The organism is Cryobacterium sp. TMT1-19 (assembly GCF_004403055.1).
In the GTDB taxonomy this organism is placed as follows: Bacteria; Actinomycetota; Actinomycetes; order Actinomycetales; family Microbacteriaceae; genus Cryobacterium; species Cryobacterium sandaracinum.
In genome coordinates, this window is record NZ_SOHB01000028.1 from 61,930 (window position 1) to 82,739 (window position 20,810).

A 20,810-nucleotide genomic window follows, 5' to 3' on the forward strand; every position below is an offset into this window, starting at 1 on the left:
GAGCCTCTTCCTCTAGAAAACCGATGCCGGGCGCAGGAATCGTGCGCGGCCAGCATTGCTGTAGGAAAAGAAGTAGCACAGAATGCGCGGTGTCCCAGCGCAATACGATGCATCTTTATCGAGCTGCAACCAAGGAGGAGCCGGGCGAGACGAGCCCGGTCTACTCCTCCCGGAGGTTGCGGCGCTCGGACTCGACTCGCACCAGCTCCCGCTGGAGTGCCACATAGACGTCGCGATTGGTCGCATCCGCGCGCTGGAGCCGACCGAGGAGTTCGGCCTTCTGGCGAAGCAGGTCCCGGTCGATCAGGGCCACGGTGATGTCGCGCACGTAGCGGCCGATTTCGCGTTCGGACCGTTCGGGCAGGGAAGCCATCGCCAACTCCTTGACCAGGTTTTCCAGCGTGGCCGGAACCTCGGCGACGATGCGGTCGAGCCAGTCGACGGCGTCGTGGTGGGGCGCGGTGGCCGCGATGGCGTCGCGCACCACCGCCAGGGAGGTGTTCACGAAGTTCGTCGCCGCGGCGCGCTGGATCAGATCCACCCCGACGACGGTAGGGCGCTGCAGCATGGCCATCAGGCCGTCGCGTTCCAGCCGGGTGACGGGGTCGGTCGCCAGGTCGATCATGGAGAACGGCTGCTCCCGGGGCGCCGGCTCGTTCTCCCCCGACCGAGCTCCCGGAGTGGCCGTACCGGTGCTCCGGGAGCGCGACAGGGCGGCGGAGACGGCCTTGCCGACCTCGCCGAGCTCCATGCCGAGCATGCGCGCCAGCTCGTGCGTGTAACCGGGTCGCAGGGTCGGGTCACGGATGTCGCCGACGATCGGCGCCGCGGCGCGAAGCGCGGCGACGCGACCCTCCACCGTGTCGAGGTTGTATTGGCCGAGCAACTGCCGGATCATGAATTCGAACATGGGCTTTTTCGAGTCGATCAGCCGGCGCACGGCGTCATCGCCGCGCTGCAGTCGCAGGTCGCAGGGGTCCAGTCCCTCGGGCGCGACGGCCACGTACGTCTGGGCGGAGAAACGCTGCTCCTCGCTGAATGCGCGCACGGCGGCCTTCTGGCCGGCGGCATCCGGATCGAACGTGAACACGACCTCGCCGACCCCGCTGTCGTCGCCGAGCACGCGACGCAGCACCTTGATGTGGTCGACCCCGAAGGATGTGCCGCAGGTGGCGACCGCGGTCGTCACCCCGGCAAGGTGGCAGGCCATGACGTCGGTGTAGCCCTCCACGACGACGACCTGGTGGCCTCGGGAGATGTCGCGTTTGGCGAGGTCAAGCCCGTAGAGCACCTGGGACTTGTGGTAGATCGGCGTTTCGGGGGTATTCAGATATTTGGGTCCCTTGTCGTCTTCGAGGAGCCGACGCGCCCCGAAGCCGATGGTCTGCCCGGTGATGTCCCGGATCGGCCAGACCAGGCGGCCGCGGAACCGGTCGTACACGCCGCGGTCGCCGCTGGAAACGAGACCGGACAGCGTGAGTTCCTCGGTGGAGAACCCCCTGGCGCGCAGGTGGTTGGTGAGCTCGTCCCAGCTTTTCGGGGCGAAGCCGACCCCAAACCGGGCGGCCGCGAGGGAGTCGAAGCCGCGTTCACCGAGGAAAGTACGCCCGACCAGGGCGCCGGGGCTGCCGAGGCGTTCCACGAAGAAGTCGGCCGCGGCCTGGTTGGCGGCGTACAGGCGGGCCCGATTGGTGTGGTCGGGAGCCTCGCCGGCGCCGCCCTCGTAGTGCAACTCGATACCGACCCGGCCGGCGAGCCGTTCGACGGCCTCACTGAAACTGACGTGGTCCATCTTCTGCAGAAAGGAGTAGACGTCGCCGCTCTCGCCGCAACCGAAGCAGTGGTAGAAACCGACCTGTGGGCGCACGTGGAAGCTTGGGCTGCGCTCGTCGTGAAAGGGGCACAGTCCCTTCATCGATCCCACGCCGGCGGACTTGAGACTCACGTAGTCGCCGACGATGTCGGCGATGTTGGTTCGGGCCTTGACCTCTTCGATGTCGTTTTGTCGAATCAGGCCTGCCATAGTTGAATGTTAGTCCTGCCCGTGTCGGTGTTCGGTGTGGTGTCGTCGTTCTGTGCGGTGCTGCCCGTGCTGTCCGTGCTGTTGTTCGCGCGGGTCAGTGCTTTACCAGGCGTTCGTACCAGGCCAGCGCGGACTGGTCGGTAAGGCTGGCGACCTGGTCGACGACGACGCGTTTGCGGGCTGCGGCGTCGGCGGCTGCGTGCCAGTCCTCCCGGTATCCCGCGTCGAGGTGTTCGTCCCCCGTCGCGTGCAGCGTGCGCGCCAGCAGGGTGAGCACCTGCCTCTGCTCCACGTAGATGGGCTTGCGGGTCTGTCGCGTCATCACGAAGGTCGCCACGATGCCCTTGAGCACGGCGATCTCCGCCTCGACCTCCCGCGGCACGACCACGTGGGCGCCGAACCGAATCAGGTCGCCCCCCGGGTTGGCGTCGCGGGTGGCGCGCACGGCGGCACCGCTGAAGCGGCCGATCAGCTGGCTGGTCAGGTTCTTCAGCAGGCCTTGCTCGCGGCGGCTGCCCGACCAGGTCTCAAGCCAGGCGTTGAGCGAGTCCAGCCGGTCGAAGGCGTCGGCCAGGTCCTCCTCGGAGAGACCATCGCCGGTCCACTCGGTCATCGTGGCCAGAAGCGACTCGTGGTTGGTCCGGCTGCCGAGCTGGCCGACGTCGATGTAGCCGTTGAAGACGGCGTCCTCGAAGTCGTGCACGGAATACGCGATGTCGTCGGAGAGGTCCATCACCTGCGCCTCGATGCAGCGCCGGCGCTCCGCGGCGCCGGTGCGCATCCACTCGAAGGCCTCCCTGTCGTCCGGGTAGAAGCCGTACTTGGCGCGGCCGCTCGGATCGGCAACCGACGAGTCGGCCGGCCAGGGGTATTTGCAGCTCGCGTCGAGGCTCGCCCGGGTGAGATTGAGCCCATAGCTGCGGCCGTGGCGGCCGAAGACCTTGGGTTCGAGTCGGGTGAGCAGGCGGAGCGTCTGCGCGTTGCCCTCGAAGCCGCCGATGTCTGCAGACCAGGTGTTGAGGGCCTTCTCGCCGTTGTGGCCGAAGGGCGGATGGCCGATGTCGTGCGCCAGGCAGGCGGTGTCGACGATGTCCGGGTCGAGGCCCAGCCGCAGAGCGAGTTCGCGCCCGACCTGGGCGACCTCGAGAGAATGGGTGAGTCGGTTGCGCGCGAAATCGAGACCGGCGGCCGGGCTCAACACCTGGGTCTTCGCGGCCAACCGGCGCAGAGCGCTCGAGTGCAAAAGCCGGGCCCGGTCGCGAGCGAAATCGCTGCGCCTGGAGCCGTGCTCCTCAGGCAGCCAGCGTTCCTCGTCGTGCCTGCTGTATCCGGTCTCATTAGCCACCGCTTGTGTCCCCTTCACCTTCGGTCAGATTGGCGCGCTCCGCCGACACCAGCTCCTGGGAGTCGAGCCAGTGTTCAGGAAGTGAGGTTTTCTTCGGGCTGCCGGCCCGACCCCGGGGCCCCTCAGCGCCCTCGCCGGGGTAGTCCTGATCGCCGTCGAGGGTGCCCAGCAGATCGTCGAGCTGCGCGAGCGAGACGACCGAGGCCAGGCTCGCCCGCAGGTCGCCGCCGACCGGGTAGCCCTTGAAATACCAGGCCACATGCTTGCGGATGTCCCGGCAGGCTCGCTCCTCGCTCTCGAAGAACTCGGTCAAGAGCACCGCGTGGCGGCGGAAGGCGTCGGCGACCTGGCCCAGGTTGGGCTGGATCCTGGCAGCCGCCGCGCCGGACTCGCCGCCGCGGAAGGCCGCGGCGAGGTCACCAAACAGCCAGGGGCGGCCCAGGCAGCCGCGCCCGACGACGACGCCGTCACAGCCGGTCTCCGCGACCATGCGCAGGGCGTCCTCGGCGGACCAGATGTCGCCGTTGCCGAGCACGGGCACGCTCGTGACGGTTTTCTTGAGGGTCGCGATGGCGGACCAATCGGCCTGGCCGGAGTAGTACTCGGCGGCCGTGCGGGCATGCAGGGCGATGGCCGCGACACCGGCGCCCTCCGCCGCCTTGCCGGCCTCCAGATAGGTCAGATGGTCGGAGTCGATGCCCTTGCGCATCTTGACGGTAACCGGCACGTCACCGGCCGCGGTGACGGCACCCTCGACGATCTGACGGAAGAGCCCGAGCTTCCAGGGCAGGGCGGCGCCGCCGCCCTTGCGGGTGACCTTGGGAACCGGGCAGCCGAAGTTGAGGTCGATGTGGTCGGCCCGGTCCTCGGCCACAAGCAGGGTGACCGCCTCGGCAACGGTCTTCGGGTCCACGCCGTACAGCTGGATTGAGCGGGTCTTTTCGCTCTCGTGATGGTTGATCAGTCGCATCGACTCCGGCGTGCGTTCGACCAGCGCACGGGAGGTTATCATCTCGCTGACATAGAGGCCTGCGCCGTATTCACGGCACAGACGACGGAACGCCGTGTTGGTAATCCCTGCCATGGGCGCGAGAACGACGGGCACGTCGAGCGTGAGCGGGCCGATCGTGAGGTTCGCCGGGCTGGTCTGGGTTACGGAAGTCATCCGTTCAATTCTCCCCCACGCCGGGACGCCTACCTGACGACCCGGCTAGACGCCGCAGGAGCCGCCGCCGCAGCATCCGCCGGCCGCGGCTTGGCCGAGAAGTTCGATCGTGGGAACGGACGCGGCCTCGGCGGGGGCGACCGGGGTGGTGGTGTCGGGTGCGTCGCTCATTTGTTCTTGTCCTCGGATTTTTCGGTGTGCGCCTGGCGGAGGGCCTGGGCGAAGGTGTCGGGGTCCTGGGCGCCGGAGATCCCGTATTTGCCGTCGATGACAAAGAAGGGCACCCCCTGGATGCCGTAGGCGTTGGCCTGAGCGACGTCGGCCTTGACATCCGAGAGGAAGTCGTGGGCGGTCAGGGCGCGGATGACGTCGTCACGGTCCAGGCCGATTTCGGCGGCGAGGTCTGCGAGGTCGGCGATCCGGCCGACGTGGCGGCCGTCGACGAAGTAGGCCTTGAGCAGTCGTTCTTTCATGTCGAGCTGGCGGCCGTGCGCCTTCGCGTAGTGCAGCAGCTCGTGCGAGATGACAGTGTTGGTCTGATGCACGGAGTCGTAGTCGTAGTGCAGCCCGACGCTCTCGGCAATGCCGGTGACGCGCTCGAGCATCTGCTCGACCTCGGCGACCGGCAGGCCCTTACGCTGACTGAGGTAGTCGACGGGGCTGCCATCGAAGTCGACCGGGGTATCCGGGGCGAGTTCAAAGCTGTGATATTCAACCTCGACGTTCCCGTCGAACAGGGCCGCCCCGGCCTCGAACTTGCGCTTTCCGATGTAGCACCAGGGGCACTGAACGTCGGACCAGATGTCTACTTTGATGGCTTCACTCACTGTGAGGTCAACCGATGGAGCCCCACGTTGTATTCCCGGCCTAGACGGTCGGCGCGTCCACGGCGCCGCCGTAGCGGCGGTTACGGGCCGCGTAGAGCTCGATCGCCCGCCACAGGTCCCCACGGCCGAAGTCCGGCCAGAGGGTGTCCAAAAACACCATCTCCGCGTAGGCGCTCTGCCAGAGCAGAAAGTTGCTGGTGCGCTGCTCCCCCGAACTGCGCACGAACAAGTCCACGTCGGGGAGGTCCGCGGTGTACAGGTACCGCTGGATCGACTTCTCGGTGATCCCGGCGGGCTTCAACCTGCCTGCGGCCACGTCCTCAGCCAAGGCGCGCACGGCATCCGCGATCTCGGTGCGCCCGCCATAGTTCACGCACATGGTGAGGGTGAGCACGTCGTTTCCGGTGGTCAGCCGTTCGGCGAACTGCAGTTCCTTGATGACGGATGCCCACAGCCGGGGCTTGCGTCCGGCCCACCGCACGCGCACCCCCCATTCGTTGAGCTGATCGCGCCGGCGGTGCAGAACGTCCCGGTTGAATCCCATCAGGAAGCGAACCTCGTCGGGTGACCGCTTCCAGTTCTCGGTGGAGAACGCGTAGACGCTCAGGTGTTTGACGCCGATCTGGATGGCCCCGGCGACGACGTCGAGAAGCGCGGCCTCCCCCGCCTTGTGGCCTTCCACCCGAGGCAGCCCGCGCGCGTTCGCCCACCGGCCGTTGCCGTCCATCACAACCGCCACGTGCTCGGGAACGGCCTGCTTCGGCAGGGCGGGCGGGTACAGGCCCGTCCAGTCCAAGGGTTTGAACGGCACCGCATCCTTGTGGGTCAGGGGCTTCTGGCCGAAGGGATTGAGGAAGGGCGCAGGGGTCATCGACTCACGTGTTCCAACGATCGAAGGCCGCGTCCGAGGTGCCACTGCGTGTAGGCGGCGACAACCCCGGTGGCCTGGGCTCTGGTCTGGGGCGGGGTGGATTTGGTGTGCTCCCAGTCGCCGGTCAGGAGGGAGCCGAGCAGGGTGATGGTGGCCGGATCGAGCCTCGGCGAACCAGGGGCTGCGCAATCGTCGCAGACGATCCCGCCAGCCTGCACAACCATCGCGGAGTGGGCTCCCCGGGCTCCGCACCGTGCGCAGTCCTGGAAACTGGGTGCCCAGCCGGCCATCGACAGTGCTCGGAGCAGATAGGAGTCGAGGGTGAGGCCGGCGCCGTGCTCACGGCGGGAGAGCGACCGGAGGGCACCCACGAGCAGCAGGTATTGCTGCAGCGAACCCTCCGCCTCGGTGAGTTTGTCGGCGGTTTCGACCATGGCGCTGGCCGCCGTGTAGCTCGGGTAGTCGGCCGTGATCAGGGCTCCGTAAGAAGCGATGGACTCCGCCTGCGTGATGACGTCGAGGCTCCGCCCCTCCCAAAGCTGCACGTCGGCGACCATGAACGGTTCGAGCCGGGCCCCGAATTTCGACGCGGTGCGGCGCACACCCTTGGCGACCGCGCGCACCTTCCCGTGCTGGCGCGTGAGCATGGTGACGATGCGGTCGGCTTCGCCCAGTTTCTGGGTGCGCAGCACGACGACATCATCACGGTAGACAGGCACCCTTGAATTCTCCCACCTGGCGGGAGCGCGGGGTCGTCAAGCGCGCCGATACCCACCGTTTCAGTGGTTTCATTAGGGGTGCCCTCCACCTCATTCTTCATCCCGCTCTGGCTCGACCTCACGGCCGTGGCCATCGGAGCCGTGCAGGGCGCCATGTTCGCCGGCCGCTTCACCGACCGCCGCTTCGACCTGCTCGGCATCGCGCTGATCGGCGTCACCGTGGGGCTCGGCGGCGGTTTGCTCCGCGATATCCTGCTGGGCGGCGTGCCGGCCGCGCTGCAGAGTAACTGGTACCTGCCGGTGTGCGCGGGGGCGGCTCTGCTCGGCATGCTGCTGCAGAGCCTGTTCAACCGGCTCGGCCCGTTCATCATCGCCCTCGACGCCGTGACCATCGGGCTGTTCGGCGCCCTCGGCACGAGCAAGGCACTCGCCGTCGGCCTGCCGGAGGTCCCGGCCCTGTTCGTCGGGGTCGTCACGGCGGTGGGTGGGTCGGCCCTGCGGGACATGATGCTGAACGTGCCGATCGCCGTGATGCACGTCGGCTCGTTCTACGCCGTCGCGGCCGGGGTCGGCAGCGGCCTGCTCGTGGTGCTCTTCATGCTGCAGGTGCCCGTCACCATCGCCGGGATCGCCTGCGTCGTGGTGACGACGCTCATCCGGATCCTCGCCGCGCGGTACGGCTGGAGCCTGCCGCAGCAGCGCGCGATCGGCAGTTGGCCCCGGTGGCGGCGCGACAATATCGTCGCCTTCCGGCGGCGCAGGAACCGCGGGGCCTGAGGCCCCGACTGGGCCCGAAACTGGTCCACAAACGACGGATTCCGCTCTCGCCTTTCATTGCGTCCCGGGTCAGACTGGTAAGAAGATCTCACGTCGTTTGGAGGAACCTCATGAACATGATGAAGGGCAACGTGCCCGATTCGATGCCGGATTTGATGCCGGTCCTGTCCCGAGGCAAGCACAGAAACCCGCGTTCCGGCGCCTGTTTCATGGAGTTCGCCTCCTATCTCGCCGGAGTGGCCTGGAGTGACCACCCTGCCTGCACTCATCCGTTACTCGCCTCCGTCGCTCGGATGGTGAACGACTGCACGTCGGACACCGCCCGGGCCCGGCTGGTCCCGCTGATCCCGTCGGTGATCGGTTTGCGCGGGGACAACGCACGGGTGCGCCTGCTGATCGCTCTGCGGGCGGCCACATCCGCCCTCCCGGTCACGAGTGCAGACCACCAACGGGCCCTCGCCGTGGGGATCCTCAACTGCGAACGGTACCTGACCGAGGCCAACGGCACCATTCCCGACGACGTCGCCCTGCGCATCCGCAATTCGTTTGACGCGGCACCGGCGACCGAACGGTGGGCGCGAGAATTCATCGCCTCGATGGGGTCCTGGTCTCGGAGCAAGTTCACGGACCGCACGGCGGAGACCATCATCCGGGTGTCCGTGCAGGGCATCGCGGAAGCGTGCGTTCCCGACCCGGACGGCCAGCTCTACGACCTGCTCGCCGGCGCGATCGACGACTGCACGATGGTGCTGACCCCTGCGCCCAAGGCACGACCGGCCAGGGCGACTGCCGACCCGACTCACGTCACTCCGACGCACCGGGCGAAGACGAAGGACACGGCGCGGGTCTAGAGCCGGACTGACAGCACGCAGCCGAGAACCATCGCTCCGGCCGAGCGCCTCCCCCGGGGAAGGCACTCGGCCGGGCTGGCGATTTTCTGCTCACGCGCCGACTGAGTTCACGTGCCGGCTGAGGCTACCCGGGGTCAGGCGGTCGCGTCCGCCAGAGACCGCTCGCCAGCCTCGGCGCGGATGCCGCGGTTGACCGCCGACACCACCGACTTGAGCGAGGCGGTCGAGATGTCCGCGTCGATGCCGACGCCCCAGAACCGCGTGCCGTTGACGTCGAGTTCGACGTAGGCCGCGGCGAGGGCGTCGCCGCCGGCCGACATGGCGTGCTCGACGAAGTCGTAGAGGGTGATGGCGATGCCGCGTTCGGCCATCACGCCGAGGAACGCCGCGATCGGGCCGTTGCCCGCGCCGACCGCGCTGGACACGATCGTGTCGTCGCGCAGGTCAACGGACAGTTCGACCGAACCGGAGAGGTCGCTCGAGGTGCGCGTGGCGTGCAGCTCGAACCGACCCCACTTCGCGTCGGGCGTGGTGTGGCTGGCCGGCAGGTACTCGTCGTTGAAGATCTCCCAGATCTGCTCACTGGTGACCTCGCCGCCCTCCTGGTCGGTCTTGGACTGCACGACGCCGGAGAATTCGATCTGCAGCTTGCGCGGCAGGTCCAGGGCGTGGTCGGTCTTGAGCAGGTAGGCCACGCCGCCCTTGCCGGACTGGGAGTTGACCCGGATCACGGCTTCGTAGCTGCGTCCAAGGTCCTTCGGGTCGATCGGCAGGTACGGGACCGCCCAGAGCAGGTCGTCGACGCCGCAGTCCTGCGTGGCGGCATCCACTGCCATGGCCTCGAAGCCCTTCTTGATGGCGTCCTGGTGCGAGCCGCTGAACGCGGTGAAGACCAGGTCGCCGGCCCAGGGGCTGCGCTCGGGCACAGGCAGCTGGTTGCAGTACTCCGCGGTGCGCTTGACCTCGTCGATGTTGCTGAAGTCGATCTGCGGGTCGATGCCCTGGGTGAACAGGTTGACGCCCAACGCCACCAGGTCGACGTTGCCCGTGCGCTCCCCGTTGCCGAACAGACAGCCTTCGATGCGGTCGGCCCCGGCCAGGTAGCCCAGTTCCGCGGCCGCGATGGCTGTGCCGCGGTCGTTGTGCGGGTGCAGGGAGATGAGCACGTTCTCGCGGTGGGCGAGGTGGCGGGACATCCACTCGATGGAGTCGGCGTAGACGTTGGGTGTGGCCATCTCGACGGTCGCGGGCAGGTTGATGATGACCTTGCGCTCCGGCGTGGGCTCGAGGACCTCCAGCACCTGGTTGCAGACGTCGACGGCGAATCCCAGCTCGGTACCGGTGTAGCTCTCCGGGGAGTACTCGTAGTAGACCGTGGTGCCGGGGACGGATGCCTCGGCGGCGCGGCAGAGACGCGCGCCGGCCAACGCGATGTCGATGATGCCCTGCTTGTCTTCGCGGAACACGACCTTGCGCTGCAGCACGCTGGTGGAGTTGTAGAGGTGGACGATGGCCTGCCTGGCGCCCGCGATCGACTCGTAGGTGCGCCGGATCAGGTGCTCACGCGCCTGGGTGAGCACCTGGATGGTCACGTCGTCTGGAATGGCATTTCCGTCGATCAGGCTGCGCACGAAGTCGAAGTCGGTCTGGCTGGCCGACGGGAAGCCGACCTCGATCTCCTTGTAGCCCATCCGAACGAGCATGTCGAACATGATGCGCTTGCGCTCGGGACTCATCGGATCGATCAGCGCCTGGTTGCCATCCCGCAGGTCGACGGCGCACCAGCGCGGGGCCGCGGTGATGTGCTTGTCCGGCCAGGTACGGTCGGGCAGCTCGATCGTGAACTGCTCCTGATACGGGCGGTACTTGTGAATCGGCATCTGGGATGCGGTCTGATTGTTTTTCATGATCTGGGATCTCCTCGCGAATGGTGGGTAGCCAACGACGAACTCCGCGACGAGGGAGGCCTCAGATTAGGACTCGACGCGGCAGCGAAGAAGCAGCTCACCGAAAAACATAAGTGCAGGCTACCACCCTCGGCAGCACCCTCGGCAGCGGATCGGGTCACGCCACCCGATCGCATCCGGCGTTGAACGAATTCGACGGAGAATTTCGGGAAATGGCCGGTTTTCCGGCTGTCCGGGGCCGATACAGGCAAAATCTCCGTCGAATTCGTTCGGGGTGCTGGCGGTTCGGGGTGCAGGCGGAGTGCCGGCTAGAAACCGAGGCGGCCCAGCTGTTTCGGGTCGCGCTGCCACTCCTTGGCGACCTTGACCCGGAGCGAGAGGAAGACCCGCTTTCCCACCAGCGGTTCGATCTGTTTGCGGGCGCGCACACCAACATCCTTCAACCGGCTGCCGGATTTGCCGATGATGATGCCCTTCTGGCTGTCGCGCTCGACGAACAGGTTCGCGTAGATCTCGACCAGTTCCTGGTCGTCGCGTTCGATGATGTCGTCAATGGTCACGGCGATCGAGTGCGGCAGCTCGTCGGTGACGCCCTCGAGCGCCGCCTCCCGGATGTACTCCGAGATGCGCGACTCGAGGCTCTCGTCGGTGACCGCGTCGGCCGGGTAGAGCGGGGCATCCGACAAGGGCAGCAGGCGCAGCAGCTCCGCGCTGAGGATATCGAGCTGGATGCGGCTGGTCGCCGAGATCGGCACGATCGCCTCCCAGTCACGCAGCTGTGACACGGCGAGGAGCTGGTTGGCGACACTGGTTTTGGAGGACATGTCGATCTTGGTCACGATGGCCACCTTGCGGGCCCGCGGAAAGTTGTCCAGCTGCTCGTTGATGAACCGGTCGCCCGGGCCGATCGGCTCGTTGGCCGGAATGCAGAGGCCCACCACGTCCACGCCGGACAGCGTCGACTGCACGAGGCTGTTCAGTCGTTCGCCCAGCAGGGTGCGCGGCTTGTGGATACCCGGGGTGTCGACCAGAATCAGCTGACCGTTCTTCTGGTGCACGATGCCGCGGATGGCGCGCCGGGTGGTCTGCGGCTTCGACGACGTGATCGCGACCTTCTCCCCGACCAGCGCGTTCGTCAGCGTGGATTTGCCCACGTTGGGGCGTCCCACGAACGACACGAACCCCGCTCGGAATCCTTCTACTTCAGTCATGACCATCCACTCTCTCATCGTCCGACACTCCGAGGAATGCGTTCTGCGCGTCTATCAGCGCTTGGTCTCGTTCAACCAGCACGGTGCTGATTCGTTTGCGGCGGCCTTCGGTGCGTTCGGCGGTGAGGACCAACCCGCTCGCCCTGGCGACCGAACCCGCCACCGGCAAGCGCCCGAGGGCCTTGGCCAGCAGGCCACCCACCGAATCAACCTCGTCGTCGTCCAGTTCCAGGTCGAACAGTTCACCGAGCTCGTCGACCGGAAGCCGCGCGCTCACCCGGAAGCGACCGTCGCCGAGTCCCTCGACCTCCACAACGTCGCGGTCGTACTCGTCGGAAATGTCTCCCACGAGTTCCTCGATCAGGTTTTCAAGGGTGACCAGTCCGGCGATGCCACCATACTCGTCGACCACCATCGCGAGGTGGTTTGACTCGAGCTGCATCTGGCGGAGCAGCGCGTCGGCTTTCTTCGACTCGGGCACGAAGACGGCCGGTCGCTCGAGCTCCCGCACCGTGAGGCTCTCCGCGTTCGGCGGCCGCTCGTAGACGAGCCGGGCCACATCGCGCAGGTACAGGATGCCCGTGACGTCATCCACTTCGCCGTCGATGACCGGCACCCGGGAGAAGCCCTTACTCAGGAACAGGCCCATCGCCGCGCCGATCGATGAGTCCGCTTCGATGGTGACCATGTCGGTGCGCGGAATCATCACCTCGCGCACGACGGTCTCGTTGAACTCGAAGATCGAGTGGATCAGTTCCCGGTCGTCCTCCTCGAGGACGTCGAGCTCGGTGGCCTCGTCGACCATGCTAAGCAGCTGGACCTCCGACGTGAACGTGGCCAGCCGGGTGCGCCCGGGGGTGACCCGGTTGCCGAGGGCGACAAGCGCGTTGGCGATGGGGCCGAGGAGCACCCGGAGGAAGTGCACCAACGGGGCGGTCGCGGAGAGCAACTCCACGGGGTGGGCTCGGCCCACGCTGCGCGGGCTGGCGCCGACGAGCACGAAGGAGACCGCGGTCATCAGCAGGGAGGACAGTAGCAGTGCCAGCCACAGCTCCTCGATCGTGGTCGCGAAGACGAGGGTCACCAGCACGGCCGCCGTGGTCTCGGCGATGATCCGTACAAAACTGATCGTGTTCAGGTGCGCCCCGGTGTCGGCGGCGATCGCCGTCAGGGAGCGCTTGGCACGGGACTTCTCGGCCAGGTCAAGAATGTCGGCCCGGGATTGGCTCGTGACGGCGGAGTCCACCGCGGCCATCAGGCCGCCGAAGGCGACCAACAGGATGGCCGCCGTGAGAAACCACCCGATCATCGGTCGCGGAGGCGTTCCTGCAGGGCGAAGCCGATCAGGATGTCTCGCTGGATGCCGAACATTTCCTTCTCCTCGGCGGGTTCCACGTGGTCGAATCCGAGCAGGTGCAGCACGCCGTGCGTGGTGAGCAGCAGGAGTTCCTCGAGGGCGCTGTGCCCGGCTGTCTCGGCCTGGCCCTGGGCCACCTGCGGGCAGAGCACGATGTCGCCGAGCAGCCCCGGCGGGGTCTCGGCGTCTTCGGTGCCCGGGCGCAATTCGTCCATCGGGAAGCTGAGCACGTCGGTGGGGCCCGGCTCATCCATCCATTGCACGTGCAGCTGCTCCATCGCACCCTCGTCGACGAGGACGATCGCCAGTTCGGCGTCAGAGTGCACGTGCATGGAGTCCAGAGCGTAGGCGGCCAGACGCAGGATGGCGGCCTCATCGACCGGGATAGTCGATTCGTTGTTGAGTTCGATGCTCAAGAGGATCTCCGTTTCGGAAGGCGGTCGCGGGGAGTGTTGGGGCGGCCGGGTCCGCGACCTGCGAATTCCCGCGCCTGATCGCTTTCGTAGCGCTCGGCCTGCTTCTGCGCGTCGTATGCGGTCCAGGCGTCGACGATCCGGCCGACCAGGGAGTGCCGCACGACGTCGGCACTGGTCAGACGCACGAAACGGATGTCGTCGACCCCGTCGAGCACCCGGCTCACCAAGCGCAGCCCGCTCGAGCCCGCCGGAAGGTCAATCTGGGTGATGTCCCCGGTCACGACCATTTTCGAGCCGAACCCCAACCGGGTGAGGAACATCTTCATCTGTTCGGCAGTGGTGTTCTGCGCCTCATCGAGCACGACAAAGGAGGAGTTGAGCGTGCGTCCGCGCATATAGGCGAGCGGGGCCACCTCGATGGTTCCGGCTGCGAGCAGTTTGGGCACGAGTTCCGGGTCCATCATCTCGTTCAGGGCGTCGTACAGGGGGCGCAGGTACGGGTCGATCTTCTCGGTGAGGCTGCCCGGCAGGAAGCCGAGTCGTTCCCCGGCCTCGACGGCCGGGCGGGTGAGGATGATCCGTTCGACCTCCTTGCGCTGCAGCGCCTGCACAGCCTTGGCCATTGCGAGGTAGGTCTTGCCGGTTCCGGCCGGCCCGATCCCGAACACGATGGTGTCGGTGTCGATGGCGTCCACGTATTCCTTCTGCCCGATGGTCTTGGGGCGGATGCTCTTGCCGCGGGAGCTGAGGATGGCCGGGCCCAGACGTTCGGAAGGGCTCGTGGAGCTGTCCTTGTCGAGCATCCGTGAGGAGGTGCTCACCTCGGACTCGGCGAGGTAACGCCCGCCGCGCACCATGAGCAGGAGCTCCTCGATCAGGCGACGCGCCGCCTCGACGTGCTCGGTCTCACCGATGAGGGTGACCTCGTTGCCGCGCACGTGCACGCTGACGCCGGGGTTTTCCTTCTCGACGGCGGCGAGCAGACGGTCGTCGGTGCCGAGCAGGCGCACCATGGCAATGCCGTCGACCGTGATGTGCACCTCGGCCTGGCCCGGCCCGGGCTCACCGGAAACCAAGCGTTCCCTCCCCGAGGGTTCCGCCGGCGGCCTGCGGGGCGAGCAGGTGAGCGTGGACGTGGAAAACGGTCTGCCCGACGCTGGCGCCGGTGTTGAACACGAGCCGGAACTGGCCGTTGGACAGCCGGGCCGCCACAGCATGCGCCACCTCGATGAGTTCGGTCAGCAGCCCGGGGTCTCCGGCCGCGAGCTCGACCACGTTGCTGTACTCGGATGTTTTCGGCGTGATGACGACATGCACGGGCGCCTGCGGGGCGATGTCGGTGAAGGCGATGATCCGTTCGGTTTCGGCGACGATGGTCGCCGGGACCTCGCGCGCGGCGATGCGAGTGAAGATGGACGGTTCTTGGCCGGTGGAAGACATATCTCTATCTTAAGCTCACGCGCTACCAGCGGCCGAGCGTCACGTTCAGGATGGAGAGGGCGGCCGGGCCGGCGGTGGAGGTGCGCAGCACATTGTCGCCCAGGCGCACCCGGGTGGCGCCTGCCTGCTCGAGCAGGGTCAGCTCGGCCGGGGAGATGCCGCCCTCGGGTCCGACGACGAGCAGGATATCCCGGTCGTCGGTCGGCGCCGCCTGCGAGGTCAGCCGTTCGCTCGCGGTGGGCTCCAGCAGCAGCATCCGGGTAGTGCCGGCCAGCTCGGCCAGCATTTTGGTGCTCGCCGGTTCCCCGACCGTGGGCAGCCACGCGCGAATCGACTGTTTCGAGGCCTCGCGCACGATGCTGGACCAGCGATCCCGGCCCTTCTTGATTTTGGCTCCCTCCCAGCGCGTCACGGAGCGGGATGCGGCCCACGGGATCACCCCGTCGATGCCGAGCTCCGTGGCCGCCTGCACAGCCAGTTCGTCCCGGTCTCCCTTGGCGAGAGCCTGGACCAGACGGATGCGCGGCGTCAGCAGCGCGGTCACGGTCACCGTCTCGACGCGCAGGGTCAGCAGCCTCGCATCTGCGTCAACGACGGTGGCGGCGAGCATGAGCCCGGCCCCATTCCCGATCCGCAGGCGCTCGCCCGGGCGCACCCGGCTGACGGTGACCGCGTGCCGGGCCTCGGCGCCGCCGATGCCGACGACCGCCCCCGGCACGCAATCGGCGGCGTGGAGCGCCTCATCGATGAAGAAGTGTGCCATCGACGCCTAGCCGCGAAACCGATCGCGCAGCTTGGCGAAAAGTCCCTGCTGGAAGGCGCTGAGGGCAGGAGCCGGCGCCTTGTGGCGGGCCGCAAAGGCCTCGATCAGCTCCCGCTCCTTGTGGTCGAGACGGGTCGGCGTGACCACGTGCACGCCGACCTTCAGGTCGCCGCGTCCGTTCCCGCGCAGGCGGGTGACGCCGCGGTCCTTGACCGTGATGATCTCGGCGCTCTGCGTGCCCGGCCTGAGCTCGACCTCGATGTCGCCGTCGAGCGCCTTGACGGTCGCGGACCTGCCGAGGATGGCATCCGTCATCGGCACCTCGAGGGTGCAGAGCAGGTCGTCGCCGTCACGGCTGAACACGTCGTGGTGGCGCACCTTCATCTCAAGGTAGAGGTCGCCGTTGGGACCGCCGGCCGGACCTGCCTCGCCGCTGCCAGGCATCTGCAGGCGCAGGCCCGTGTCGACCCCCGCCGGGATGTCGACGGGGACCGTGCGACGCGCTCGCACGCGGCCCTGGCCCTGGCAGGTGACGCAGGGAGTGGCGATGATCGTTCCGTAGCCGCGGCAGGAACCGCAGGGGCTGCTCGTCATGACATTGCCGAGCAGCGACCGCACGGCGCGCTGGATGGTGCCGGTGCCGTGGCAGATGTCGCAGGTGACGGGCGCGGTGCCCGGCTGGCAGCACGTGCCGCTGCAGGTCGCGCACATGATGGCCGTGTCGACCTCGAGCTCCCGGTGCGTGCCGAAGATGATCTCATCGAGGTCGAGGTCGACCCGGATCAGGGCGTCCTGGCCGCGCTCTCGGCGCGACCGAGGCCCGCGGCTGGATCCCCCGCCGCCGAAGAAGGTCTCGAAAATGTCGCCGAAGTTGCCGAAGTTGCCGTCGAAACCGGCGCCTCCGCCGCCGCCCGAGCGGCCGTTGCCGCCACGGTCGTAGTTGTCGCGTTGCTTGACGTCGCTGAGCACGTCGTAGGCGTGCGTGACGGATTTGAAGCGCTCGGATGCATCCGCGCCCGGGTTCACGTCGGGGTGCAGCTGCCGGGCCAGCCTGCGGTAGGCCTTCTTGATCTCGTCGGTCGAGGCGTCGCGGGCAACGCCGAGTACTTCGTAATGGTCAGCCAAAGCTGGCTCTCCTAGGTCTGTTCTGAAATGTGGTGTTCCGCCGGCTTCTGGGCCGAGGGGAACTGGTCAATTCTCGCCGAGAAGGCGTGAAAGGTAGCGGGCGACCGCACGGACGGCCGCCATGTTGTTCGAGTAATCCATCCGAGTGGGGCCGAGCACGCCGAGGCGCGCCAGGTTGCCGCCCTGCGAGGAGTAGCCGCTGGTGAGCACGGATGTCTCGGCCAGACCGAACGAAGCATTCTCCCGGCCGATACTGACGGACACGCCGTGCTGGTCAGAGGCCATCTCGCCGAACAGCCGCAGAAGCACGACCTGTTCCTCGATGGCCTCGAGCACCGGGAAAATGCTGCCGGTGAAGTCTTCCTCGGTGCGCACGAGGTTGGCGGCGCCGGCCATCACGAGCCGGTCCTGCCTGTTCGCGCCGACCTGGTCCCGCAGGGTGCCGGTGATCAGATCCACCGCCTCCTGCTGCTCAATCGGGCCGAGGCCGGAGCCGGCGGTGAGAGAGCTGCCGGTAAGGGTGCTGGCGGCCTCGCTCATGCCGAGCCCGACCAGGGCAGAATTCAACCGGGTGCGCAGTTCGATCAGAACGGGTTCAGCCAGAGGCCGGGGCAGGTCGACGACGCGTTGCTCGACCCGTCCGGCATCCGTGATCAGAACCGACAGGAGGCGAGTCTCGGACAGGGGCACCAGTTCGATGTGGCGCACCTTCGCGCGGGACAGCGACGGATACTGCACCAGGGCGACCTGATGGGTGAGCTGCGAGAGCAGCCGCACGCTGCGGGCCAGCACCTCGTCGAGGTCGGCCGACTGACCGAGGAACGTCTCGATGGCTTGGCGCTGCGCCGCCGAGAGCGGGCGCAGATCGGCGAGGTGGTCGACGAACAGACGGTAGCCCTTATCGGTGGGGATGCGGCCCGACGAGGTGTGCGGAGCCGCGATCAACTCTTCCTCTTCGAGCAGGGCCATGTCGTTGCGGATCGTGGCCGCCGAGACCCCGAAGGAATGCCGGTCGACGATAGATTTGGAACCGACGGGTTCGCGGGAGGCTACATAGTCCTGAACGATCACACGCAGGACTTCGAGACTGCGATCGGACACCATGGCGCTCGCCTCCTCCCAGCGTCGCGAGTGCAGCATCGATTGGCACTCGCGGTATGTGACTGCCAATCATACCGCGACCGGCTGGGCTTACCCATTGCTCCCCAATGTTGGGGCGCAGTAACTTAGGCATGTAGCACCTCTTCCCCGGTGCACTGAAAGGCATGATCATGAGTAATTTCACTGGTCCCGGACCCGATGATCCGTACCAGGGCCAACGGCCGCCGCAACCGCCCTACCAGCCTGCCGCCCCGGGACCGTCGGCACCCCTGACGGAGGCGGATGACCGCCAATGGGCGTCCCTCGCACATCTGGGCGGGATCCTCATGTTCGTGCCGTCCCTGGTGCTGTGGCTGCTCTTCAAGGACCGCGGACCTCTGACCAGCGTCGAGGCGAAGGAAGCGCTCAACTTTCAGATCACGCTTCTGATCGGCTACTTCGCGATCAACTTTTTTGCGACGGTCATCGGCTTCCTCACATTCGGCATCGGCGGCGTCATCGGCGGTCTCGCCTGGGTGCTGTACATCCTCGGTGTTGTCTTCTCGGTGCTCGGCTACCTCCAGGCGAAGGACGGCAACCACTACCGGTACCCGTTCGCCCTGCGCCTGATCAAGTAGCCCGGCGCACTCGGTTTTTCTTCAGAAGGAGCACCAATGACCAATTCCACCCCACCGCCGCCCGCCAACCCGAACCAGGCTCCCACCCCGATGAACCCGGCCGACGAAAAACTGTGGGCCACCCTCGTGCACGTCGGCGGCATTCTGTTCTATTTCGTGCCGGCCCTGATCGGCTACATCGTGCTCAAGGACCGCGGCCCGTTCATCCGGGCGCACACCGCGACCGCACTGAACTTCCAGCTCACGCTCCTGATCGCCTACGCGGTCGGCGGCGTCCTGACGATCATCCTCGTCGGCTACCTCGTTCTCCTGGCTGCCTCCGTTCTGATGGTCGTGTTCGGCATCTTGGCCGCTTTGGCCGCAAACCGGGGCGAGTACTACACGTATCCGCTGTCGATCAAGTTCGTGAACTGAGTTCAGTCGGCAAGCAGGCGGCGCACGACGGCATCCGCCAGGAGGCGTCCTCTGAGGGTCAGTTCGATCGAGCCGAAGAGGGCTGCTTTCGCGTCGATGAGTTCGTCGGCGATGAGTCCCGCCACCTCGTGGCGCCTGAGCGGGCTGAGCGAGTCGATGGGGATACCCTCGCGGATTCGGGTGAGCAAGAGCACCCGCTCCACCTCCTGAGTGGCCGCATCGAGGGTCTCCCGCCCGGCGGCCGGTGAGTCGCCGGCGCGAATCCGATCGCCGTAGGCCGACGGATGCTTGACGTTCCACCAGCGCACCCCACCGATGTGGCTGTGGGCTCCGGGCCCCACACCCCACCAGTCCTGGCTGCGCCAGTAGGCGAGGTTGTGGCGCGAGCGGTGCGCGTCATCCGTCGCCCAGTTGCTGACCTCATACCAGCCGTAGCCTGCCGAGGACAGTAGGTCGTCGGCCAGCTCATAGAACTCGGCCTGAACGTCGTCATCGACAGGGGCCAGTTCGCCGCGCTTGATCTGGCGGGCCAGCTTGGTGCCCTCCTCGACGATAAGCGAGTAGGCGCTGACGTGGGTGGGAGCCTGCCGGATGGCGTGCTCGAGGCTGGTGCGCCAATCGACGAGGGTCTCCCCCGGTGTGCCGTAGATCAGGTCGAGGGACACGTCGAGGCCGGCCTCGCGCGCCCACTGCACCTTAAGCGGCACCCGCTCGGGGTCGTGGGTGCGCTCGAGGGTGGCCAGCACGCTCGGTACCGCGGACTGCATGCCGAAGGATACCCGGGTGAAGCCGGACTCGGCGAGGCGGCCGAGGTAGGCGGCGTCGACGGAGTCGGGGTTCGCCTCGGTGGTCACCTCGGCGCCGGGTGCGATCCCCCAGGTGGAGCGCACGGCCTCCAGCATCCGCACCAGGTCGTCGGCCGGGAGCAGGGTGGGGGTGCCGCCGCCGAAGAAGACGGTCGCCGCCTGGCGGGCGGGCACGCCCGACTGAGTCAGGATCCGGCCGGCCGACTGGACCTCGGTGATCGCCTGGCCGGCATAGTCATGCTGGCTTGCGCCGCGCAACTCGGTGGCGGTATAGGTGTTGAAGTCGCAGTAGCCGCAGCGGACCCGGCAGAACGGCACGTGCAGGTAGACGCCGAAATCGCGCTGGGCAGCTCCCACGGCGGCCGAGGCCGGCAGCAGTCCGTCGCTGGGTGCGGGGTCGCCGAGGGGAAGGGCACTGCCCATGCGGTTAGACCGCGCCGATCGGATGCAGCGCGCGTAGGTACCGTGCGGTGATTTTGGCCTGTTGCCGCCGCACGAACGGCCAGCCCAGCCGGTAGAACCAGGTGCCGGGGCGGGAGAAGGCGCGGATGGTCAGCCAGACCGAGTCGTCCTCGCGTCTGTCGACGATGAACGATTCCTCGCCGCTGGCCGGGTGCCCGGCCATGGTGCCGTACGCGAAGCCGAGGCGGTCGGGTTCGTCGATCACGTAGACCACGCGCACGGGGGCGTCGATGGTGAAGGGGCCTAACTTGGTCGTGAGGTGCGCGGACATGCCGTTGACGATGTAGGGCGTGCCGTCCTCGGCGAAGACGGCCTCGTCCGGCTCGGGCTTCTGGTCGCGGGCGGCCTGGCCGTCGGCGTCGAAGACGAGTCCCGTGTACTGCTGGCCGGTGCCGTCCAGCAGGTCGGTGACGGTCATTCCGCTCCCCCGCTGCACGCCCCAGGTCATCAGCGACTTCGAGGCCAGCTGGAAGCGCTCCTCACCGCTGCCGAGGCGCACGGTGCGCTCGAGGGGCCGGTAGCCCTTGGGTGGGAACCGGAGCAGGTCCGGGGCGAGGGTGCCGCCGATGGACGCGTAGGTGACGGCGGTATCGGTGAAGGTGGCGCGGCGCAT

General features: G+C 67.3%; 22 protein-coding genes. 4 read left to right on the top strand and 18 right to left on the bottom strand.

The features are described 5' to 3' along the window. Positions 1-160: 160 nt before the first annotated feature. The 7 genes from dnaG to recO all read right to left on the bottom strand — a co-directional run bounded on the left by dnaG (position 161) and on the right by recO (position 6,950). Positions 161-2,023, bottom strand: a complete 1,863-nt coding sequence (gene dnaG / locus E3T40_RS07330) for a DNA primase (protein ID WP_104169690.1) — start codon at positions 2,021-2,023, stop codon at positions 161-163. A 94-nt stretch (positions 2,024-2,117) separates the two neighbouring features. Beyond that, positions 2,118-3,368, bottom strand: coding sequence for a deoxyguanosinetriphosphate triphosphohydrolase (locus E3T40_RS07335; protein ID WP_174843654.1), 1,251 nt, complete (start codon positions 3,366-3,368; stop codon positions 2,118-2,120). After that, positions 3,361-4,533 (bottom strand): tRNA dihydrouridine synthase DusB, encoded by a 1,173-nt coding sequence (dusB, locus tag E3T40_RS07340; RefSeq protein WP_104169688.1) that lies wholly within the window; start codon positions 4,531-4,533, stop codon positions 3,361-3,363. The genes E3T40_RS07335 and dusB overlap by 8 nt, the downstream gene beginning before the upstream one ends. 45 nt (positions 4,534-4,578) lie before the next feature. Then, a complete protein-coding gene (locus E3T40_RS17305; protein WP_255408566.1) occupies positions 4,579-4,704 on the bottom strand; it encodes a hypothetical protein in 126 nt (41 codons plus the stop codon). Beyond that, entirely contained in the window at positions 4,701-5,360 is a 660-nt protein-coding gene (locus tag E3T40_RS07345) for a DsbA family protein (RefSeq protein ID WP_104169687.1), read from the bottom strand. Before E3T40_RS07345 ends, E3T40_RS17305 begins: the two co-directional genes overlap by 4 nt. Before the next feature lie 40 nt (positions 5,361-5,400). Next, on the bottom strand, positions 5,401-6,231 hold the full coding sequence (locus E3T40_RS07350; protein ID WP_104194227.1) for an isoprenyl transferase: 831 nt from the start codon (positions 6,229-6,231) through the stop codon (positions 5,401-5,403). After that, positions 6,228-6,950, bottom strand: a complete 723-nt coding sequence (gene recO / locus E3T40_RS07355) for a DNA repair protein RecO (protein WP_104099989.1) — start codon at positions 6,948-6,950, stop codon at positions 6,228-6,230. The genes E3T40_RS07350 and recO overlap by 4 nt, the downstream gene beginning before the upstream one ends. Before the next feature lie 78 nt (positions 6,951-7,028). Here recO and E3T40_RS07360 point away from each other — a divergent pair, with 78 nt between their 5' ends. Together E3T40_RS07360 and E3T40_RS07365 are read left to right on the top strand one after the other, a co-directional pair. Then, positions 7,029-7,727 carry a trimeric intracellular cation channel family protein gene (locus E3T40_RS07360; RefSeq protein WP_233194007.1) on the top strand — a complete coding sequence of 233 codons (699 nt, stop codon included), beginning with the start codon at positions 7,029-7,031 and terminating at the stop codon, positions 7,725-7,727. Positions 7,728-7,837: 110 nt separating this feature from the next. Then, a complete protein-coding gene (locus tag E3T40_RS07365; protein WP_174843655.1) occupies positions 7,838-8,578 on the top strand; it encodes a hypothetical protein in 741 nt (246 codons plus the stop codon). Positions 8,579-8,712: 134 nt separating this feature from the next. Here E3T40_RS07365 and leuA read toward each other — a convergent pair whose 3' ends face one another. The 9 genes from leuA to hrcA all read right to left on the bottom strand — a co-directional run bounded on the left by leuA (position 8,713) and on the right by hrcA (position 17,901). Continuing rightward, positions 8,713-10,485 (bottom strand): 2-isopropylmalate synthase, encoded by a 1,773-nt coding sequence (leuA, locus tag E3T40_RS07370; protein WP_134543037.1) that lies wholly within the window; start codon positions 10,483-10,485, stop codon positions 8,713-8,715. Positions 10,486-10,793: 308 nt separating this feature from the next. Further along, on the bottom strand, positions 10,794-11,696 hold the full coding sequence (gene era, locus E3T40_RS07375; RefSeq protein WP_104099992.1) for a GTPase Era: 903 nt from the start codon (positions 11,694-11,696) through the stop codon (positions 10,794-10,796). Continuing rightward, on the bottom strand, positions 11,689-13,005 hold the full coding sequence (locus tag E3T40_RS07380) for a hemolysin family protein (RefSeq protein WP_104169684.1): 1,317 nt from the start codon (positions 13,003-13,005) through the stop codon (positions 11,689-11,691). The genes era and E3T40_RS07380 overlap by 8 nt, the downstream gene beginning before the upstream one ends. Further along, positions 13,002-13,469, bottom strand: coding sequence for an rRNA maturation RNase YbeY (gene ybeY, locus E3T40_RS07385; protein ID WP_104169683.1), 468 nt, complete (start codon positions 13,467-13,469; stop codon positions 13,002-13,004). Before ybeY ends, E3T40_RS07380 begins: the two co-directional genes overlap by 4 nt. Continuing rightward, positions 13,466-14,482, bottom strand: coding sequence for a PhoH family protein (locus E3T40_RS07390; protein ID WP_104194851.1), 1,017 nt, complete (start codon positions 14,480-14,482; stop codon positions 13,466-13,468). Before E3T40_RS07390 ends, ybeY begins: the two co-directional genes overlap by 4 nt. Before the next feature lie 49 nt (positions 14,483-14,531). Beyond that, positions 14,532-14,909 (bottom strand): HIT domain-containing protein, encoded by a 378-nt coding sequence (locus E3T40_RS07395; RefSeq protein ID WP_104169682.1) that lies wholly within the window; start codon positions 14,907-14,909, stop codon positions 14,532-14,534. A 22-nt stretch (positions 14,910-14,931) separates the two neighbouring features. Next, positions 14,932-15,672, bottom strand: a complete 741-nt coding sequence (locus E3T40_RS07400; protein WP_104169681.1) for a 16S rRNA (uracil(1498)-N(3))-methyltransferase — start codon at positions 15,670-15,672, stop codon at positions 14,932-14,934. A 6-nt stretch (positions 15,673-15,678) separates the two neighbouring features. Further along, positions 15,679-16,797: a molecular chaperone DnaJ gene (dnaJ, locus tag E3T40_RS07405; RefSeq protein WP_104169680.1), complete on the bottom strand. Its 1,119-nt coding sequence runs from the start codon at positions 16,795-16,797 to the stop codon at positions 15,679-15,681. Positions 16,798-16,863: 66 nt separating this feature from the next. Then, a complete protein-coding gene (hrcA, locus tag E3T40_RS07410; RefSeq protein WP_104169705.1) occupies positions 16,864-17,901 on the bottom strand; it encodes a heat-inducible transcriptional repressor HrcA in 1,038 nt (345 codons plus the stop codon). A 167-nt stretch (positions 17,902-18,068) separates the two neighbouring features. On the opposite strand from hrcA, the gene E3T40_RS07415 reads away from it, so the two are divergent. Further along, positions 18,069-18,515, top strand: a complete 447-nt coding sequence (locus tag E3T40_RS07415; RefSeq protein WP_104169704.1) for a DUF4870 domain-containing protein — start codon at positions 18,069-18,071, stop codon at positions 18,513-18,515. Between the two features lie 36 nt (positions 18,516-18,551). Next, a complete protein-coding gene (locus E3T40_RS07420) occupies positions 18,552-18,929 on the top strand; it encodes a DUF4870 domain-containing protein (protein WP_233194123.1) in 378 nt (125 codons plus the stop codon). Positions 18,930-18,931: 2 nt separating this feature from the next. On the opposite strand, the gene hemW is transcribed toward E3T40_RS07420, so the two are convergent. Next, positions 18,932-20,158, bottom strand: coding sequence for a radical SAM family heme chaperone HemW (gene hemW, locus E3T40_RS07425; protein WP_134543038.1), 1,227 nt, complete (start codon positions 20,156-20,158; stop codon positions 18,932-18,934). A 4-nt stretch (positions 20,159-20,162) separates the two neighbouring features. Next, positions 20,163-20,810 (bottom strand): DUF1990 family protein, encoded by a 648-nt coding sequence (locus tag E3T40_RS07430; RefSeq protein ID WP_104169678.1) that lies wholly within the window; start codon positions 20,808-20,810, stop codon positions 20,163-20,165.